This is a genomic window from Acinetobacter sp. AR_0276 (assembly GCF_003000705.1).
GTDB classification, from domain to species: Bacteria; Pseudomonadota; Gammaproteobacteria; order Pseudomonadales; family Moraxellaceae; genus Acinetobacter; species Acinetobacter nosocomialis.
The window spans coordinates 3,340,362-3,357,024 of the sequence record NZ_PSQO01000004.1; the positions used below are offsets into that span (position 1 = coordinate 3,340,362).

At 39.4% G+C, this 16,663-nt stretch carries 20 protein-coding genes; 14 read left to right on the top strand and 6 right to left on the bottom strand.

Going from position 1 to position 16,663, the window contains the following annotated elements:
• Nucleotides 1-165 precede the first annotated feature (165 nt).
• The 13 genes from paaA to CSB87_RS17000 all read left to right on the top strand — a co-directional run bounded on the left by paaA (nt 166) and on the right by CSB87_RS17000 (nt 11,534).
• Nucleotides 166-1,104 (top strand): 1,2-phenylacetyl-CoA epoxidase subunit PaaA, encoded by a 939-nt coding sequence (gene paaA, locus CSB87_RS16940; protein WP_004887791.1) that lies wholly within the window; start codon nt 166-168, stop codon nt 1,102-1,104.
• Nucleotides 1,105-1,136: 32 nt separating this feature from the next.
• Nucleotides 1,137-1,427, top strand: coding sequence for a 1,2-phenylacetyl-CoA epoxidase subunit PaaB (gene paaB / locus CSB87_RS16945; RefSeq protein ID WP_000389648.1), 291 nt, complete (start codon nt 1,137-1,139; stop codon nt 1,425-1,427).
• Nucleotides 1,428-1,439: 12 nt separating this feature from the next.
• Entirely contained in the window at nt 1,440-2,195 is a 756-nt protein-coding gene (paaC, locus tag CSB87_RS16950; protein WP_004709493.1) for a 1,2-phenylacetyl-CoA epoxidase subunit PaaC, read from the top strand.
• 16 nt (nt 2,196-2,211) lie between these two features.
• Complete coding sequence (gene paaD / locus CSB87_RS16955; RefSeq protein ID WP_001177938.1) at nt 2,212-2,712, top strand: 1,2-phenylacetyl-CoA epoxidase subunit PaaD; 501 nt, start codon at nt 2,212-2,214, stop codon at nt 2,710-2,712.
• Nucleotides 2,713-2,735: 23 nt separating this feature from the next.
• Nucleotides 2,736-3,797 (top strand): 1,2-phenylacetyl-CoA epoxidase subunit PaaE, encoded by a 1,062-nt coding sequence (gene paaE, locus CSB87_RS16960; protein ID WP_004887788.1) that lies wholly within the window; start codon nt 2,736-2,738, stop codon nt 3,795-3,797.
• An 8-nt stretch (nt 3,798-3,805) separates the two neighbouring features.
• A complete protein-coding gene (locus tag CSB87_RS16965; RefSeq protein WP_004887787.1) occupies nt 3,806-4,579 on the top strand; it encodes an enoyl-CoA hydratase-related protein in 774 nt (257 codons plus the stop codon).
• Nucleotides 4,579-5,370: a 2-(1,2-epoxy-1,2-dihydrophenyl)acetyl-CoA isomerase PaaG gene (paaG, locus tag CSB87_RS16970; RefSeq protein WP_004887785.1), complete on the top strand. Its 792-nt coding sequence runs from the start codon at nt 4,579-4,581 to the stop codon at nt 5,368-5,370. Before CSB87_RS16965 ends, paaG begins: the two co-directional genes overlap by 1 nt.
• Before the next feature lie 2 nt (nt 5,371-5,372).
• Nucleotides 5,373-6,911: a 3-hydroxyacyl-CoA dehydrogenase gene (locus CSB87_RS16975; RefSeq protein WP_004887782.1), complete on the top strand. Its 1,539-nt coding sequence runs from the start codon at nt 5,373-5,375 to the stop codon at nt 6,909-6,911.
• A 12-nt stretch (nt 6,912-6,923) separates the two neighbouring features.
• Nucleotides 6,924-8,132, top strand: a complete 1,209-nt coding sequence (pcaF, locus tag CSB87_RS16980; RefSeq protein ID WP_004887781.1) for a 3-oxoadipyl-CoA thiolase — start codon at nt 6,924-6,926, stop codon at nt 8,130-8,132.
• Between the two features lie 40 nt (nt 8,133-8,172).
• Complete coding sequence (gene paaK / locus CSB87_RS16985; protein WP_000377865.1) at nt 8,173-9,462, top strand: phenylacetate--CoA ligase PaaK; 1,290 nt, start codon at nt 8,173-8,175, stop codon at nt 9,460-9,462.
• Between the two features lie 53 nt (nt 9,463-9,515).
• Nucleotides 9,516-10,481 (top strand): PaaX family transcriptional regulator C-terminal domain-containing protein, encoded by a 966-nt coding sequence (locus CSB87_RS16990; RefSeq protein ID WP_004887779.1) that lies wholly within the window; start codon nt 9,516-9,518, stop codon nt 10,479-10,481.
• Entirely contained in the window at nt 10,468-11,073 is a 606-nt protein-coding gene (locus CSB87_RS16995) for a DapH/DapD/GlmU-related protein (RefSeq protein WP_004887777.1), read from the top strand. The genes CSB87_RS16990 and CSB87_RS16995 overlap by 14 nt, the downstream gene beginning before the upstream one ends.
• A gap of 77 nt (nt 11,074-11,150) precedes the next feature.
• On the top strand, nt 11,151-11,534 hold the full coding sequence (locus tag CSB87_RS17000) for a PaaI family thioesterase (protein WP_004887775.1): 384 nt from the start codon (nt 11,151-11,153) through the stop codon (nt 11,532-11,534).
• A 27-nt stretch (nt 11,535-11,561) separates the two neighbouring features.
• Here CSB87_RS17000 and CSB87_RS20200 read toward each other — a convergent pair whose 3' ends face one another.
• Together CSB87_RS20200 and CSB87_RS17010 are read right to left on the bottom strand one after the other, a co-directional pair.
• Nucleotides 11,562-11,984, bottom strand: a complete 423-nt coding sequence (locus CSB87_RS20200) for a hypothetical protein (RefSeq protein WP_004887773.1) — start codon at nt 11,982-11,984, stop codon at nt 11,562-11,564.
• 63 nt (nt 11,985-12,047) lie between these two features.
• On the bottom strand, nt 12,048-12,629 hold the full coding sequence (locus tag CSB87_RS17010; RefSeq protein WP_004887771.1) for a histidine phosphatase family protein: 582 nt from the start codon (nt 12,627-12,629) through the stop codon (nt 12,048-12,050).
• A gap of 253 nt (nt 12,630-12,882) precedes the next feature.
• On the opposite strand from CSB87_RS17010, the gene CSB87_RS17015 reads away from it, so the two are divergent.
• A complete protein-coding gene (locus tag CSB87_RS17015) occupies nt 12,883-13,512 on the top strand; it encodes a hypothetical protein (RefSeq protein WP_004887769.1) in 630 nt (209 codons plus the stop codon).
• 139 nt (nt 13,513-13,651) lie between these two features.
• Here the strand turns inward: CSB87_RS17015 and CSB87_RS17020 are convergent, their stop codons facing one another.
• From CSB87_RS17020 to CSB87_RS17035, 4 genes are all read right to left on the bottom strand, one after another.
• Nucleotides 13,652-14,098, bottom strand: a complete 447-nt coding sequence (locus tag CSB87_RS17020) for a hypothetical protein (RefSeq protein ID WP_004887767.1) — start codon at nt 14,096-14,098, stop codon at nt 13,652-13,654.
• Between the two features lie 144 nt (nt 14,099-14,242).
• Entirely contained in the window at nt 14,243-14,749 is a 507-nt protein-coding gene (locus tag CSB87_RS19900) for a hypothetical protein (protein ID WP_004887766.1), read from the bottom strand.
• 358 nt (nt 14,750-15,107) lie between these two features.
• Complete coding sequence (locus tag CSB87_RS17030; protein ID WP_125305425.1) at nt 15,108-15,950, bottom strand: IS3 family transposase; 843 nt, start codon at nt 15,948-15,950, stop codon at nt 15,108-15,110.
• A gap of 32 nt (nt 15,951-15,982) precedes the next feature.
• Nucleotides 15,983-16,492 carry a helix-turn-helix domain-containing protein gene (locus CSB87_RS17035; protein ID WP_004886316.1) on the bottom strand — a complete coding sequence of 170 codons (510 nt, stop codon included), beginning with the start codon at nt 16,490-16,492 and terminating at the stop codon, nt 15,983-15,985.
• Between the last annotated feature and the right edge of the window lie 171 nt (nt 16,493-16,663).

Sequence of the window (16,663 nt, forward strand, 5' to 3'; positions counted from 1 at the left end):
TTTTAAAAGTAAAAAAGTTTTTTACATTTAACTTAATTTTATTAATTTCAATAGTTTGAATTGTTTTATTGTTGTGAATTTAATTTGATACTAAAAAATTAGTTGACTTTGTTTTTTGTGTATCGAAAAATAGATTTAAGGGTGATACCTACAGGGAATGAAAGAATGGAAAACAATTACCAGAAATTTGAACAAAATATTGCCAATGAAATTACGATCGAGGCTAAGGATCAAATGCCTGATGCCTACCGCAAAACATTGATTCGTCAAATCGGGCAACATGGCCATTCTGAAATTGTAGGTATGTTGCCTGAAGGAAACTGGATTACGCGTGCGCCGACTTTAAAACGTAAAGCGGTTTTGCTCGCGAAAGTACAAGATGAAGCGGGTCATGGTTTATATCTGTATAGCGCGGCAGAAACCTTAGGTGCTGACCGTGATGACATGATGGAAAAGTTGATTAATGGGAAAATGAAATACTCATCAATCTTTAACTATCCAACTTTGACTTGGGCAGATGTCGCTGCAATTGGTTGGCTTGTCGATGGGGCAGCCATTGTGAACCAGGTTGCGCTTTGCCGTACTTCGTATGGGCCATATGCACGTGCGATGGTACGTATTTGTAAAGAAGAAAGTTTCCACCAACGCCAAGGTTTTGAAGCCATGATGGCTTTGGCAAACGGTACACCGGAACAAAAACAGATGGCACAAGATGCGGTAAATCGTTATTGGTGGCCAGCACTCATGATGTTTGGTCCAAGTGATGAACACTCTCCAAACAGCGCACAAAGCATGGCGTGGAAAATCAAACGTTTTAGTAACGATGAGTTACGTCAAAAGTTTGTCGATAACACCGTACCACAAGTGTTGCAACTTGGCTTGGAAGTACCAGACCCAGATTTAAAGTTCAATGAAGAAACTGGTCACTACGAGTTTGGCGAGATTGACTGGCATGAATTTAATGAAGTGATTGCCGGACGTGGACCATGTAATCACGAGCGTATCGAAGCACGCCGTAAAGCATGGGAAAACGGCAAATGGGTTCGTGATGCAGCAGTGGTCTATGCGAAAAAACAGCAGCTTGAAGCGAACAAAGTGGCTTAACAAGATTTATGGAAAAATTTGAGGAAATAAAAATGGAAGATAAAAACAACTGGTCGCTCTACGAAGTATTTGTACGTAGTAAACAAGGCTTAAGCCACCGTCATGTAGGCAGCTTAAGAGCACCTGATGATGAAATCGCACTACAGCATGCCCGTGATGTTTACACGCGCCGTAATGAAGGAATTAGCATTTGGGTGGTTCGTTCAGAACTGATTAAGTCATCACAGCCAGATGAAAAAGCTGAATTTTTCGATCCTTCTTTAGACAAGGTTTATCGTCATCCGACTTTTTACCATATCCCAGACGGCATTGAGCACATGTAAGGGGAATGGCAAATGAATCATTCAGTTTTATCTAAATTCTTATTACATATTGGTGATAGTCAACTGGTTTTATCTCAGCGTTTGGCTGAATGGTGCGGGCATGCACCTGAGCTAGAAATTGATATTGCCTTAGCAAATATCGGCTTGGACTTATTGGGTCAGGCAAGAAACTTTCTGACTTTGGCTGGTCAATACGATGAAGCTAAACGTGATGAAGACCAACTTGCGTATTTCCGTACTGAACGTGAGTTTTTAAACCTATTGTTGTGTGAACAACCGAATGGCGATTTTGCTCAAACGATTGTGCGCCAGTGGTTGATGGACCATTACCATTTTCATTTATTTACGGCTTTAGCGCAAAGCTCACTTCCTGAATTAAGTGCGCTTGCTGTGAAATCTTTAAAAGAAGTGAAGTATCACATCCGTTTTTCGACAAGCTGGATGGAACGTTTAAGTTTAAGCACAGATGAAGCACATCAACGTGTGCAAGACGGATTAAATAATTTATGGCGTTTTACCGCTGAATTATTTGAACTGAGTGCAGACGAACAAGCATTGGTTGCAGAAGGCGTGATTCCAGATTTTTCAAATGAAAAAGAACAATGGAACCAAACCATTGCAGATGAGCTTAAGCGCTTTGAATTAAATGTTGCTGTAAACGGTGCTTATCGCCGTGGTGCGAAACAAGGATTGCATACCGAGCATTTAGGTTATTTGTTGGCTGAAATGCAATGTATTCAAAGAACTTATCCGGGCATGACCTGGTAAGACAAGGAGGTGAGCCATGCAAATGATTCGTCATTGCATCGACCAATGTTGGGATGTTCTACAAACGGTAAGTGACCCTGAAATTCCGGTTTTATCGGTTGTCGATTTAGGCATGATCCGCGGTGTAGAGATTAACGATCAACAAGAAATTATTGTTCGTCTAACTCCGACATATAGCGGATGCCCAGCAACAGATATGCTTAAAGCACAAATTGTTGAGGCATTTACCGCAGAAGCTTTGACACCGGTCAAAGTCATGGTCGATTTATCAGAAGCATGGACCACGGACTGGATGTCTGAAGCAGGGAAAAAGAAACTGCAAGTTTATGGCATTGCACCACCTGAAGGGTTGGCGCATCAGTGTGGAACTCACGTTCATTTAAATGATGGTGTTGAGTGCCCACGTTGTAAAAGCCGACATACCCGACTGTTAACAGAGTTTAGTTCCACCGCCTGTAAAGCACTTTATAAATGTCAGGACTGTCTTGAGCCTTTTGATTACTTCAAATGTATTTAAGTCTTTAGATAAGGAAATCAGCCATGAGCCAATTTGTACCATTAAAAGTAAAAAGTATTACGCCGCAAACCGATCAGGCAATTTGTATTGCATTTGACGTTGTACCTGAACAACAAGAACAATTTCATTTTCAACCGGGGCAACATCTAACCATTCGCCATTTAACCGAAGCGGGTGAAATCCGCCGTTGTTATTCAATTTGTAGCTATGCGGGCAAAGAAGACATCAGTATTGCGGTTAAAAAGATTGATCAGGGTCAATTTTCAAACTGGGCAAATGACCATTTAAAAGTGGGCGATGTGCTTGAAGTGATGCCACCACAAGGCGTGTTTTTTCAAAAAGCAGCCAAGATGGGCGGACAAAACTATTTAGGCGTTGCTGCGGGTAGTGGTATCACGCCAATTTTATCAATTATTAAACAAGTTTTATTTGAACAACCTGAAGCTAATTTTACCTTGCTCTATGGCAATCGTTCATGGAAACAAACCATGTTTGCCGAGCAAATTATGGATTTGAAGGATCAGTTTAAAGAACGCTTTCAACTCATCAATATTTTTTCTCGTGAGTTCAACGATAGTGAGCTAATGAACGGTCGTATTGATGCAGAAAAGCTTAAACAGCTTTTTGATTTTGAAGTGCTTGAAACAAACTTTGACCATGTGTTTGCCTGCGGCCCAGACGAAATGATGAATGCCGTAGAAAATACTTTACCAAAATTTGGTATTGCCAAAGAGCGCATTCACACCGAACGTTTCCATACAGGACAAGCGCGTAAACGTAGTGTTGAAGCGGATGCAAACCGTAAAGAAGAAAAAGTAAACATCATTTTAGATGGCCGTGAACTGATTGTTTCTGTGGCTCAAGATGATGAAAGTATTCTTGATGCGGCTTTACGTGCAGGTGCCGACTTACCGTATGCATGTAAAGGGGGGGTGTGCGCGACCTGTCGCTGTAAGGTACTTTCAGGCGAAGTCGACATGTTCCTTAACTATAGTCTTGAAGAAGATGAAGTTGAAAAGGGCTATGTGCTGAGCTGCCAGACCTTACCAAAAGGCTCAAATGTTCGCTTGAGTTTTGATGAATAGAGGCTGTCATGCAAGAGTTGATCAAAGCCAGTACAGCTGCTGACGGTGTTTTGTTATTAACCTTAAACCGTCCGGAAAAAAGAAATGCTTTAAACAATGCAACATTGCAGTGTTTGTGCGAGTTGCTTGAAGAAGCTGAACATAATGCTCAAGTCAAAGCAGTGGTTTTAACGGGTAAGGCTCAGTGTTTTGCGGCTGGAGCAGATCTTAGTGAGCTAGCTGCAATGGACGCGGTGTCTTTGCAACTCGATATTCGCCCGAAGCTTTGGCAGAAAATTGATGCGTTTAGTAAGCCACTGATTAGTGCAGTCAATGGCTATGCCTTAGGCGCTGGGTTCGAGTTGGTTTTGCATTCAGATATGGTCGTTTGCGGTGAAAATGCTCGTTTTGCTTTACCTGAAATTACCTTAGGGATGTTGCCGGGTGCCGGCGGAACACAGCGTTTAGCTCGCTTGGTTGGACAACAACTCACCATGCGCTGGGCTATGACAGGGGAAATGATTTCGGCAAAACAGGCAGAGCAACATGGCATTTGCAGTCAAGTGGTGCCGACTGAATTAACCGTTGAATATGCGGTTCAACTGGCAGCCAAAATTGCCAAACAAGCGCCTTTAGCGATTCGTGTGATTAAACAATCAATTAAAAGTATTCATGAAACAACGTTAAGTCAGGGACTCAAGTTTGAACGTCAAAACTTTGTCTGGCTGGCGGCTACAAAAGATCGAAACGAAGGGATTAATGCTTTCTTTGAGAAAAGAAAGCCAGTGTTTAGAGGTGAGTGATGGACTATCAAAATATTATTGCTGAAGAAAAAAATGGTGTTGGCTACCTAACATTTAACCGCCCAAAAGCACTGAATAGCTTTAATGTTGATATGCACCGTGAAGTGGCTGAGGTTTTAAACCAATGGACCAAAAATCCGGATGTTCGCTGTGTGGTGATTAGTGGCGAAGGTCGCGGCTTTTGTGCAGGGCAAGATTTAGGTGATCGCGTAGTTGACCCAAACGCTGAAGCTCCAGATTTAGGATATTCCATTGAAACTTACTATAACCCGCTCATTAAAATGATTGTAAATATGCCAAAGCCTGTGATTTGCGCCGTAAATGGCGTGGCAGCAGGTGCAGGGGCAAATATTGCACTGGCGTGTGACTTGGTGATTGCAGCTAAATCGGCAAACTTCGTACAAGCATTTTGTCGCTTAGGTTTGGTTCCAGACTCTGCGGGTACATGGTTTTTACCACGTGCTGTAGGCCATGCACGTGCGATGGGATTGGCTTTGTTAGGTGACAAGCTCCCAGCAGAAACTGCAAAAGAATGGGGCATGATTTGGGATGTGGTTGAAGACGCTGAGCTTAAAGCAAAAGTGACTGAACTGGCGGAGCGTTTAGCGAAACAGCCTACTTTTGGTCTATCTCTCATTAAAAAAGCGATTCATCAATCAAGCAATAACACCTTTGATGAGCAAATGCTGTTAGAGCGAGATTTACAACGTATTGCGGGTCGTTCCGAAGATTATCGTGAAGGGGTACAAGCCTTTATGAATAAACGTGAACCAAATTTTAAAGGGCGCTAAGCATGACAGATTTAGACTTATCTCGTGCCCGAATTGCCGTCATTGGTTCTGGCACCATGGGCATCGGCATTGCCCAGTTAGCCATCGTTAATGGGCACTCGACCGTTTTATATGATCTGGACGCTCAAAAAGCGCAACAAGCCGTTCACGGCTTAGGGCAGACATTTAAAAAGCTGGTTGAAAAGAGCAAGCTCACACAACAGCAAGCGGATGAAGCTTTAGCGCGTTTAACGGTGGTCAATCAAATTGAAGCTTTAAGTGAGGCTGACTTAGTCATTGAAGCAGTGGTTGAGAAAAAAGAAGTTAAACAGTCTTTATTTAAGCAACTCGCTGAGATTTGTAGTGCGCAAACCATTTTTGCAAGCAATACATCTTCAATTTCGGTGACTGCAATTTCGGCGGGCATTGCTCACCCTGAGCGCATAGTGGGTTTACACTTTTTTAACCCTGCACCAGTTATGAAACTGGTTGAAATTGTACAAGGCTTAAAAACCCCAAACAGCTTATGTTTGGCTTTAAAAAACTTGATGTTGAATTGGAAAAAAATTCCGGTACTCACCAAGTCGACCCCTGGGTTTATTGTTAACCGAATTGCACGTCCGTTTTATGCAGAAGGCTTTAGAGCACTGCAAGAACAAGTCACTAGCTACGACCAGCTAGATTATGCTTTGAAGCAATGCGGCGGTTTTGCGATGGGGCCGTGTGAACTTACCGACCTCATTGGGCAAGATGTTAACTTTTCGGTGACGCAAAGCGTTTACCAAGAGTTTTTTTACGAGCCACGCTACCGTCCAAGCCTCATTCAAAAAGAATTAGTCGATGCAGGTGCTTGGGGCCGTAAATCAAAACAGGGCTTTTATACCTATAACGAAAAAAATCAGTACGAGACATTTCAGCCTCAAGCTGTGGTTGCCAAACCAATTGATGCCCATGTAGAGCTAAAAGGGACTTGGTCTCAGCTACCTGCTTTTTTAACGCGTTTAGGTTTAAAAAGCGGATCTGCGAGTGACGACAATATCCTTCAAATTGATGATATCGACTTGCGTTTAAGCCAAGGTGAGTCAGCCAATATTCATTACCTAAGCCGTAAAGTGGTTTTAATGGACTGGCATCATGATTTTGAGCACGCAGAGGCTTTAGTACTCAGTCATAACGAGCTTTGTGAAGCAAGTGATCTGGCTAAAGTTGAGGCTTACTTTGCACAGTTTGGTATGAGTGTGATGTGGATTAAAGACCATCCGGCACTGTTAACTTTACGCACCATCGCTTTACTCATTAATGAAGCCTGCGAAGCAAGTTTACATGGTGTTGCGAGTCTGGAAGATATTGATAATGCCATGAAATATGGAGTGAATTATCCTAAGGGTCCTTACCAGTGGTTGACACAAATGGGCGGTGCTTATGTGCTCCAAACCTTAAATAACTTATATGCACTGTATGGAGAGGAAAAATATCGCGCGAGTATCTACCTCAAGCAATATGTAGCAAAAACTCAAAACATTGCTACTCAATATTCACGTGATATGACCGAATTTGCATAATCAGGAGTCAACATGGAAGACGTTTTAATTTGTGATTTTATTCGTACCCCAATTGGACGATATGCAGGTGCCCTAAGTGCAGTACGTGCAGATGATTTAGCTGCATTGCCCATCAAATATTTAAAAGATAAACACCCGAACCTACCGTGGAATACGGTAGACGAAGTATTTTTAGGATGTGCTAACCAAGCAGGTGAAGACAACCGTAACGTTGCACGTATGGCAACACTGTTAGCAGGCTTACCTGATACAGTGCCAGCGATGACAGTCAATCGCCTGTGCGCCTCTGGCTTAGATGCAGTAGGCCTTGCAGCACGCTCAATTAAGGCAGGTGAAGCACAGTTTGTGTTGGCGGGTGGCGTTGAGTCAATGAGTCGTGCGCCATTTGTACAAGCTAAACCAACAGAAGCGTTTAGCCGTACACCTGAAATTTATGACACCACCATTGGCTGGCGCTTTGTAAATAAGCAACTCAAAGCGCAATACGGCACAGACAGCATGCCTGAAACTGCCGAAAATGTAGCTGAAAAATATCAAATTAGTCGTGAAGACCAAGATGCGTTTGCATTGCGTAGCCAACAAAAAACGGCTGCTGCCCAACAAAACGGTTTCTTTAACGACGAGATTTTGCCTGTCGAGATTGTAGACCGTAAGAAAAACGTGAACGTTGTTAATCGCGATGAACATCCGCGTGAAACGACACTTGAAGCACTCGCAAAACTAAAAGCGCCGTTTAAAAAAGAAGGTGGCTCGGTGACTGCCGGAAATGCCTCTGGTGTAAATGACGGAGCAGCCTGTGTGTTAATTGCCAACCGTGAATTTGCAAATGCACATGGTTTAAAACCTTTAGCGCGCGTGATTGGCATTGCAAGTTCGGGGGTTGAACCCAAATATATGGGTATAGGTCCTGTTCCGGCTGTGCAGAAAATTTTAAAGCAAACAGGTTTAACGCTAGATCAGATGGATGTGATTGAACTGAATGAAGCATTCGCAGCCCAATCTTTGGCTTGTATGCGTGAACTCGGTCTAAAAGATGATGATGAACGCGTTAACCCAAATGGTGGTGCGATTGCATTAGGGCATCCGCTAGGTATGAGCGGTACACGCTTAGTGATTACGGCAACACGTGAGCTAAAAAAACGAGGTGGACGCTATGCACTTTGCACGATGTGTGTGGGTGTGGGACAAGGCGTTGCACTGATTTTGGAAAATTTAAATTAATTTAGACGGTTTTAAAAATTACATAATGAGGAGATAGGCGATGGACAGCCTTACAACGGATAATGTTGAACAATTAACACTTGCAGAGCTTAGAGAACTGCAAACTAAACGGTTAAAACAAACCCTGACTTTTGTATATGAAAATAGTCCGGTCTATAAGAAAAAGTTCGATGAAGCAGGTGTACATCCTGATGACTTCGTCACTTTAGACGATCTGGCGAAGTTTCCATTTACCACCAAACAGGATTTAAGAGACAACTATCCGTTTGGGATGTTTGCCGTACCACAAGAGCAAATTGTACGTTTACATGCATCATCGGGTACAACGGGTAAACCGACCGTGGTGGGTTATACCCAAAAAGATATTAATACGTGGTCGGACATTGTTGCGCGTTGCTTACGCATGGCAGGTTTAACCGCGAAAGATATGGTTCAGGTGGCTTATGGCTATGGACTATTTACAGGTGGTTTAGGTGCACATTATGGTGCCGAGCGTTTAGGTGCAACAGTTATTCCAATGTCTGGCGGGCAAACTGAAAAGCAAGTTCAGCTTATTCAAGACTTTAAACCGACTGCAATTATGGTTACGCCATCGTATTGCGTGAGTATTATTGAAAAGCTTGAACAGCAATTTGGAACTGCACGTAATACGTCTTTAAAAGTGGGTATTTTTGGTGCCGAGCCGTGGACCAACGAACTGCGCCGTGAAATTGAAGAACGCTTAAATATTAAAGCACTCGATATTTATGGTTTGTCTGAGGTGATGGGTCCGGGCGTTGCAATGCAGTGTTTAGGTGAGGGCGAGGGACTAACCATTTGGGAAGATCATTTCTACCCAGAAATTATTAACCCTGAAACGGGTGAAGTCTGTAAAGATGGCGAACTTGGCGAGCTAGTCTTTACCACCATTACCAAAGAAGGCTTACCGATTATTCGTTACCGTACCCGTGATTTGACCCGCTTGCTACCGGGTGAAAATCTAGCGATGCGCAAAATGGATAAAATTGTGGGTCGTAGTGACGACATGCTGATTATTCGCGGCGTGAACGTTTTCCCGACTCAGATTGAAGAGCAAATTTTGCAAGTTCCACATTTAGTTCCAAATTATGAAATTTTGGTGACTAAAAAAGGCCATATGGATACTTTGCATATTCGTACAGAGATGTGTCATAACTGTACTATACAGGCCAATCAACTTGCTCAGGAGTTGATGAAACGCATTAAAACCATGATTGGGATTAGCGTTACTGTAGAAGTTGTGACAGAAGCGACCTTACCTCGTTCGGAAGGTAAGGCAAAGCGGGTAATCGATATGCGTCAGATTGCTTAACATCAAGATCATTCAGGGTATAGAATCTATACCCTGAAACTAAACGCCAAGACATGAGTATGAGTGCAAAAATACAGCAAATAATTGATTCTGTTGTAAAGAATGAAACCTTAAGTGGAACTTCGCTTATTTCGACAATTTTTGGAGATTCAGTACTTCATAGAGGTGGAAACATTAGTCTTGCAAGCCTGATTCAGTTATTAGAGCTATTTGGTTTTAATGACCGCGCTGTAAGAACCTCTGTTTTTCGTTTAGTTAAAAATGATTGGTTATGTTCGGACAAAATCGGTAGAACCAGTTTTTATCGCATTACCGATTCGAGCCGTTCGACTTATTTGCAAGCCGAACAACGTATTTATAACGACCAGATGAAAGAGTGGGATCATTATTGGGACCTTATTCTGATGTCTAGCCTCGACACTGAAAATAAAGCGTTGTTAAAGAAAGAACTCGAATGGTTAGGATTTGCCAATATTTCTACAAACCTAATGGCTTATCCGGGTTGTAACCGTATTGAATTGCAACGCTTGTTGGTTGACTTAAATATGAGTGAGCAAGTGGTGGTGTTTAAAGCCGAAACCTTGCAGCTTTTTAATAATTCGGTCGATACCATTGGTCGTATGCTCAGAACCAACTGGCCCATCGATGAATTACGCCAAAGATATTTACAGTTTCTCGATATTTTTAGAGAAATTGGCGTGTTGCTGATGCAGGAAAACGAACAACTCGAACCGGTTCAGGCCTTTCAAATTCGAACTTTGCTGATTCATTACTATCGACGGATTTTATTGAAAGACCCAGCACTACCGCTTGAGTTGTTGCCAACTGACTGGCCCGCGATTGGTGCACGAACTTTATCAATGAATATTTATAAAAAAGTATTTGAACCTGCCGATGAATACTTCTTGTCTGTTGCCGCAACAGCAGAAGGACCAATGCCAAATGCCACAGCACATTATTGGCGCCGTTTCGGAGGTTTGGTGGCAACAAATGAGAGGTTAAATCATGCCTTGTTATAGTATTGACGGTGTTATTCCCGTGGTCAGCCCAGAGGCTTTTGTACACCCAACTGCTGTTTTAATTGGTGATGTGATTATTGAAGCGGGCGTATATGTAGGGCCATTTGCCTCATTGCGTGCCGATTTTGGCCGTATTCATATTAAGCAAAATGCCAATATACAAGATAGCTGCACCGTACATGGCTTTCCACAAAGCGTGACTTTAGTTGAGGAAATGGGGCACATTGGGCATGGCACAACTTTACATGGCTGCCGCATTGGTAAAAATGTTTTGGTCGGCATGAACAGCGTAATTTTGGACTATGCCGAAATTGGTGAAAACACCATTATTGGTGCAAATAGTCTGGTCAAAACCAAAGATATAATTCCGGCAAATGTTTTGGCAATGGGTAGTCCTGCCAAGGTTGCACGTGATTTATCAGAACAAGAAAAAAAGTGGAAAACCCGCGGTACGCAAGAATACATTGAGCTTGCACAGCGATGCCTAAATTCAATGCAAGAAGTTCAGCCTCTAACTTCAGAGTTGGATGACCGCCTAACCTATAAGGACTTTAGTTCTTCAAACTATCAGATTAAACAAGATAGCGTTTAACGGCTCTTAACAAGTCGATTTCAATATAGATAGATTCATAACACTTAAGGAATACTCGCACGAGTAGGGAGACGTTTGTGCAAAATATGGAAACTACTGCGGTTGATCAATTCGCAGAACTATTGGGTGTACAAGTGCTGCATCGCAGTTTTGATGAAGCGCGTTGCAAGCTTAATGTGAAAGACGAGCACATGAATGCATTGGGCGGCGTACATGGTGGGATCATATTTTCATTAGCTGATATTGCTTTTGCGATGGCTTGTAATGCAGGGGATGCGCCATATACTGGCCTACAGGCTGATATTCGCTATATGAGCGGTGCGAAAGATAGGGTGTTATTTGCAACGGCAACCAAGGTCGGTAGTAGTAAAAAATTTGCGCATTATGAAGTGGTAATCACAGACGGTTTAAATAATAGAGTCGCTTTATTTACATCTACGTGTTACAGGCTTGCGCCGTGATATGCCTTAGATCTAGAACAAAACTTATCAGGTACTCAACTTGTAACCAAAGTGATTAAGACATACGTTAATTCCGTTAAGTGAATAGTCCGTACAGCCTTTATGAATGCACTTGTTTTCTGAAAAGCCTTCATGAGCTAAAACAACTAAGAATTGCTTAATACTGTTTATTCGATTTTGGCTTAAGGTTTGGTTCACATTTGAAAGTTTAATTCCAAAAATAGGTGCTGTTGGTGTATCTGGATAACACTCGAAATACCATGCTTGCTCGCACTCAGAGCAGACATAATAAAACTCACTATAATCAAATTTTGGATGAGTTTCTTCGCATGGAGCCTCTTGAATGATGTAGTGAGGAAACCTATGTTTCATTTCATAATTATGGCTGAAAATATTTGAAAAGCTGTCAGGGCATACAAAAAAATCACCGACATTTTGACATTCACACATAGATTTTTTTCTTTAACGTTTTTCCTAAAAAAACTAAAGGTAGCTTATACGAAATTTATCAGTTCAATAAGTAAAAACCTGAGTATTTCTAATTGGTTGATTAACCAAGTTGTATCTAAACTGCTGCATTAAATCTTTTGAAAGTGGTTGAGGTTGTTGTATCTGCATCATCAAAAGCTGTAAAAACTGTCCGTGGCTAAAAACAGCCAAATTCTTTTGGACATAATTTTCAGTCAATGCCTTTAACTTCTCATGGAAAGCTTGAACTCGTATATATAGATCTTCAAAAGATTCTGCATCATCGGCATCTTTATGCTGATAATCCATTTTCTCCCAGTAAGCATTTACCCAAGCTTTACGATCATCCATATTGGTATTGGCACATTTACGCTCTGACAAATAGCTAAACTCATGCAAATGCTCATCTACTTCAAAATTGAGATTATATTTTTCTAAGAGTGGAAGGGCGGTTTGATGTGTACGCAAATATTGAGACACAATCACATGATCAATCACGGGTAGTTTTGAACACAGTACTTGAGCTTGTTTATGCCCATGTTCACTTAAAGCAATTGAAGCATGTGAAAGGGTCTTACCATTAATATTGGCTTCACTTTCAGCATGTCGGATTAGAAAAATACTCATGTTAATTCCGTTGAACTCTATAGATTGCTGGGTTTAATCTAAAGATTACTATTCTTAAAAATTGAGATAAGGAAATTTTTTTAATGTGAACTTTGTTAGAAAGTAAAAAACTGAAAAACATTTTTTAATTATATTTGCATTTTTCTATTAATTTCATTGAACTTACAACACGGATCAGTCATTACTGGGTTGGATAAACTGTAAACATTTCTATAAAATCTAGCACAGCTATTAGAATATTTAGTACTTAAAAATGAAGAAAATTTTTATAACTACTTTCTTAGTGATAGTACTGCTTTTGGGCTACTATGTTGCTATGGTAGGAGTATTAAAAGGTTGGATGAATAATTTCTGCCAAAGAAAATATTGCTTGGAGTTTTTATCATTAGGTGATTATTTATCAATTTTGATCGCAGTAATTGGCCTAGTGTTTGTCGTACAATCACTAGATGCTTGGAAAGAACAAGATAAATTTTTAAATGCAAGAAATATATGTAATCAGCTTATAAAATTTCAGGATTTATGCGAATTCGATCTCATATTATTAATTCAAGAGAAACAAAATGAAATAAATCAATTAGCTTCTTTAGAAGAACAGAGGAAATTTTTAAAAAACACTTTTTTTGAATTGGGATTATTTCAAATAAATCAAGAGCTAGATGAAAGGTTAAGACAATCTAATTGTTTGTATAAAAGTGAATTAAATGAGATTTATAAAGTATTAAATCAATGTTTGAATAAAATGTTTACGAATATAGAAAATGAAAAAAGAAGTTTTCATAATATTGATAGTTTTTTAAATCGAGCTATTCGTGATGATATTAAAGAAGTTAATAATAAATTAATGCAAATAACTCAGAAATTAAATAAAAAGATAAATTAGGTTTATATCAAATTAACAAATGATTCCTAGTCTAAAAAATAGCCTCCCGTAGTTGTTTTTTATTTCCCCTTTTAAACCCTCACTTAAAAATAATGCACTCATTCTTGACTGCAAAAGGGGAGATCTTATTTTTATGTTTTTAGCATTTGCTATTTTTTGCTAAAACTAATTCCTGACTTTCATTGTAAAAAGTTAAGGTATAGCTTTTTAAAGTTTTCCCATTTGAACTGATAAAAAATTTGCCTGAGACTGGAACTTTCCATTCAGAGTCGACATTACTTGCCAAGCCAATCCATGCGTGTCCATTAAAAGTAAATACTCGTTCATTTTCTATATGAAAGTCTTCAAAATAAATGGCATCACACCAAAATTTGTCGGCATTATCAAAGTCTTTTTTAGAGAATTTCCAACAACTTAAAATTGAAAAGTTACTTTCAAACCATTCATCTTTGTAGTTGAGGTGAATATAGTTATGAATGGCCTCGGCTGTAAGTTTCTCTAATTGTAGAACCCTTCGTTGAATACGTCTTTTACTCGAATAAATGAACTTTGTGTGTTTTTCTTCTTGGTATTCATTTCTTTCCATAGTTTTAGATATGATCTATTGGCTTGAATAAAGTTAGTATATTAAACCTAGTATAAAACATCTGAGTACATTTATATTGAAAAGTTTTTCTCAGATAGAATTTTTTATACTTCAGATAACGTCGATTGTGTTAAATAGAAGAATTTATGATTCTAAATGAATGTGTAAAAAGTAAAATTTTCCCTTATTTTCCCAAAAAAATTGATAATTTGGGCCGCCTTCATCAGGACTATTAGGGACAATTTTAGAACAACCTAAGATTTCATAACTATTTGTAGTATTTTCAAAATTTAAAGTACATAAGTATTCTTTCAAGAGTTTGGCACTTAAGCTCGCTGGAGATTCTTTTAAAATCATATCTAATTGATTTATTAGACCATTAGCTTGTATTACTAATTCTTCGATGGATATTTCTTTAAACTCTGTATTAACAATCCATTCTCTAAATGAATAGTCTGCTCTTGTCTCTTTATTCAGAATACATGCAAGTAACTCATTAAAATTGTCTTCATAGTAAAACAAATCCAAGCAAAAAAATTGAATATAGCTTGCTTGTTCAGTATGAATATACAAATGTAAAAAATCATCTCCATAGTAAATAGGATCTTTTACTTCTGTTATCTTACTTATTTGGAAGTCTAATTTTTTCATACTGAATAATTTAGATTATTTAAAATCAACATAATATACCTTATACGTAATCTTTCTAGCTCAAATAAAACATTCCATCTTAAGGCTGTTTTTATTTCCCCACTTAACAATAACCCACTAATTATTTAGCCTTACTTTTCTAATGATTTAATTTAAAACAAATGGCATTTTGTGTGCTTGACTGTAAAAGGGTTGGGCACTATTCTTTGCCTGCTGGCCACATTGCCAGACGGTCGTCGCGGACCGTGGTGAAAGATCACATCAGAGTTATACCGTCTGAGGGATACTCTTATGTGTAAACTCCTCGTCTCCTCCCGTAGCGGTAGGATGATCTGACCCCATAAAGTTGGACAGTTAGTTAAGCAGTTTTTATAAACTGGTTTCTATATTGTACCGGGGATAAACCTTGTAGCTTCACCTTGATTCTCTCATGATTATAATAATGAATGTATTCTCGTATCGTTTTCTCTAATTCATCAATTGATTGAAATTTTTCTCCATGAAAGCATTCCGATTTTAATATTCCAAAGAAGCTTTCTATTACAGCATTATCTAAGCAATTTCCTTTACGAGACATACTTTGAATTAAACCATGTTGCTTTAATTGCTGTTGGTAATGAGCCATTTGATATTGCCATCCTTGATCTGAATGGAGAATTGGTTTCTCATGTCGCTTAAGTTTAGCTAAGGCATGAATGAGCATATCTTTCACTAACTCATAATTGAGTTTACGTTGGATCCGGAAAGTAATAATTTCCCCATTAAACAAATCTATAATTGGTGATAGATAAAGTTTTTCACCGTTAACATTAAATTCCGTCACATCAGTTGCCCATTTCTGGTTGGGATGGTTCGCTTTAAATTGCCGTTGCATAATGTTATCAGCCACCGTCCCGACACAACCACTTTTATATGAGCGATATTTCAATGCTCTGATACGTGATTTAAGTCCCATGGTTTTCATAAGGCGATATACACATTTATGGTTGATTATTATTCCTGTACTTTTCAGGGCAAGAGTAATTCTACGATAGCCATAGCATCCCTTATGCTTGTGATATATGGACTTAATCTGCTGTTTTAACTCAGTATATTTGTCATTAGAGCGTACAGCTTTCATGTGATAGAAATAAGTACTACGAGCAATCTTTGCAATACTGAGTAAGAGTTTTAATGGATAAATTTGCCTTAATTCTGAAATAACCTGAACAGTGTCTGCAGTACAAAGTGTATTTAAGTACGTTGCTTCAGTTTTAAGGCTTTTAGCTTTTTTAAAAAGGCAACCTCTGCTCGTAAAGCAGTCACTTCATCAATGAGCTCCTGTTGAGATTTATCTTTGTCTTCTTTTATAGGTTTAGTTATTTTGGTTTTATGTTGTTTAACCATATTGGTATAAATCCTCGTAGTATTAAACCCGGCAATCCCTTCTTTATGATACTGAGCGAGCCACCTTCTTAAAATTGACGTCCCGCTCAGATTTAACCGTCTTCTAACTTCTCTTACCGGTATCTTATCAAGAAGCATTTGTACAGCCTTGATTTTAAATTCGGAAGAGTAGTAGGTTTTTTTAGTTTTAACATTCAGGCCATCTTCACCTTGTGCCTTATAGTTTTCAATCCATAAGCGGATGGTTTGGAGATCAACATTAAATTCTTGTGAAAGGATTTTATATCCTTTACTTCCATCTAAATAAGCTTGAATGACTTTTAATTTTAACTCTTTTGAATGCTTCGGAATTGGCATAGGGCACACCTCATAAGTTTAAAAAGTCTAACTTATGGGGTGCAGTTCAGGACGGGAGAGGGACACCTTCGGGTGTGCTGGTTATCTTTCCCAGTCCGCGAACCCTTTCTCGTTCTGCCACCCTAATTTTAATGTTTTGGCAGAACTCCCAATAAAAAAGGAGTTGGCTTT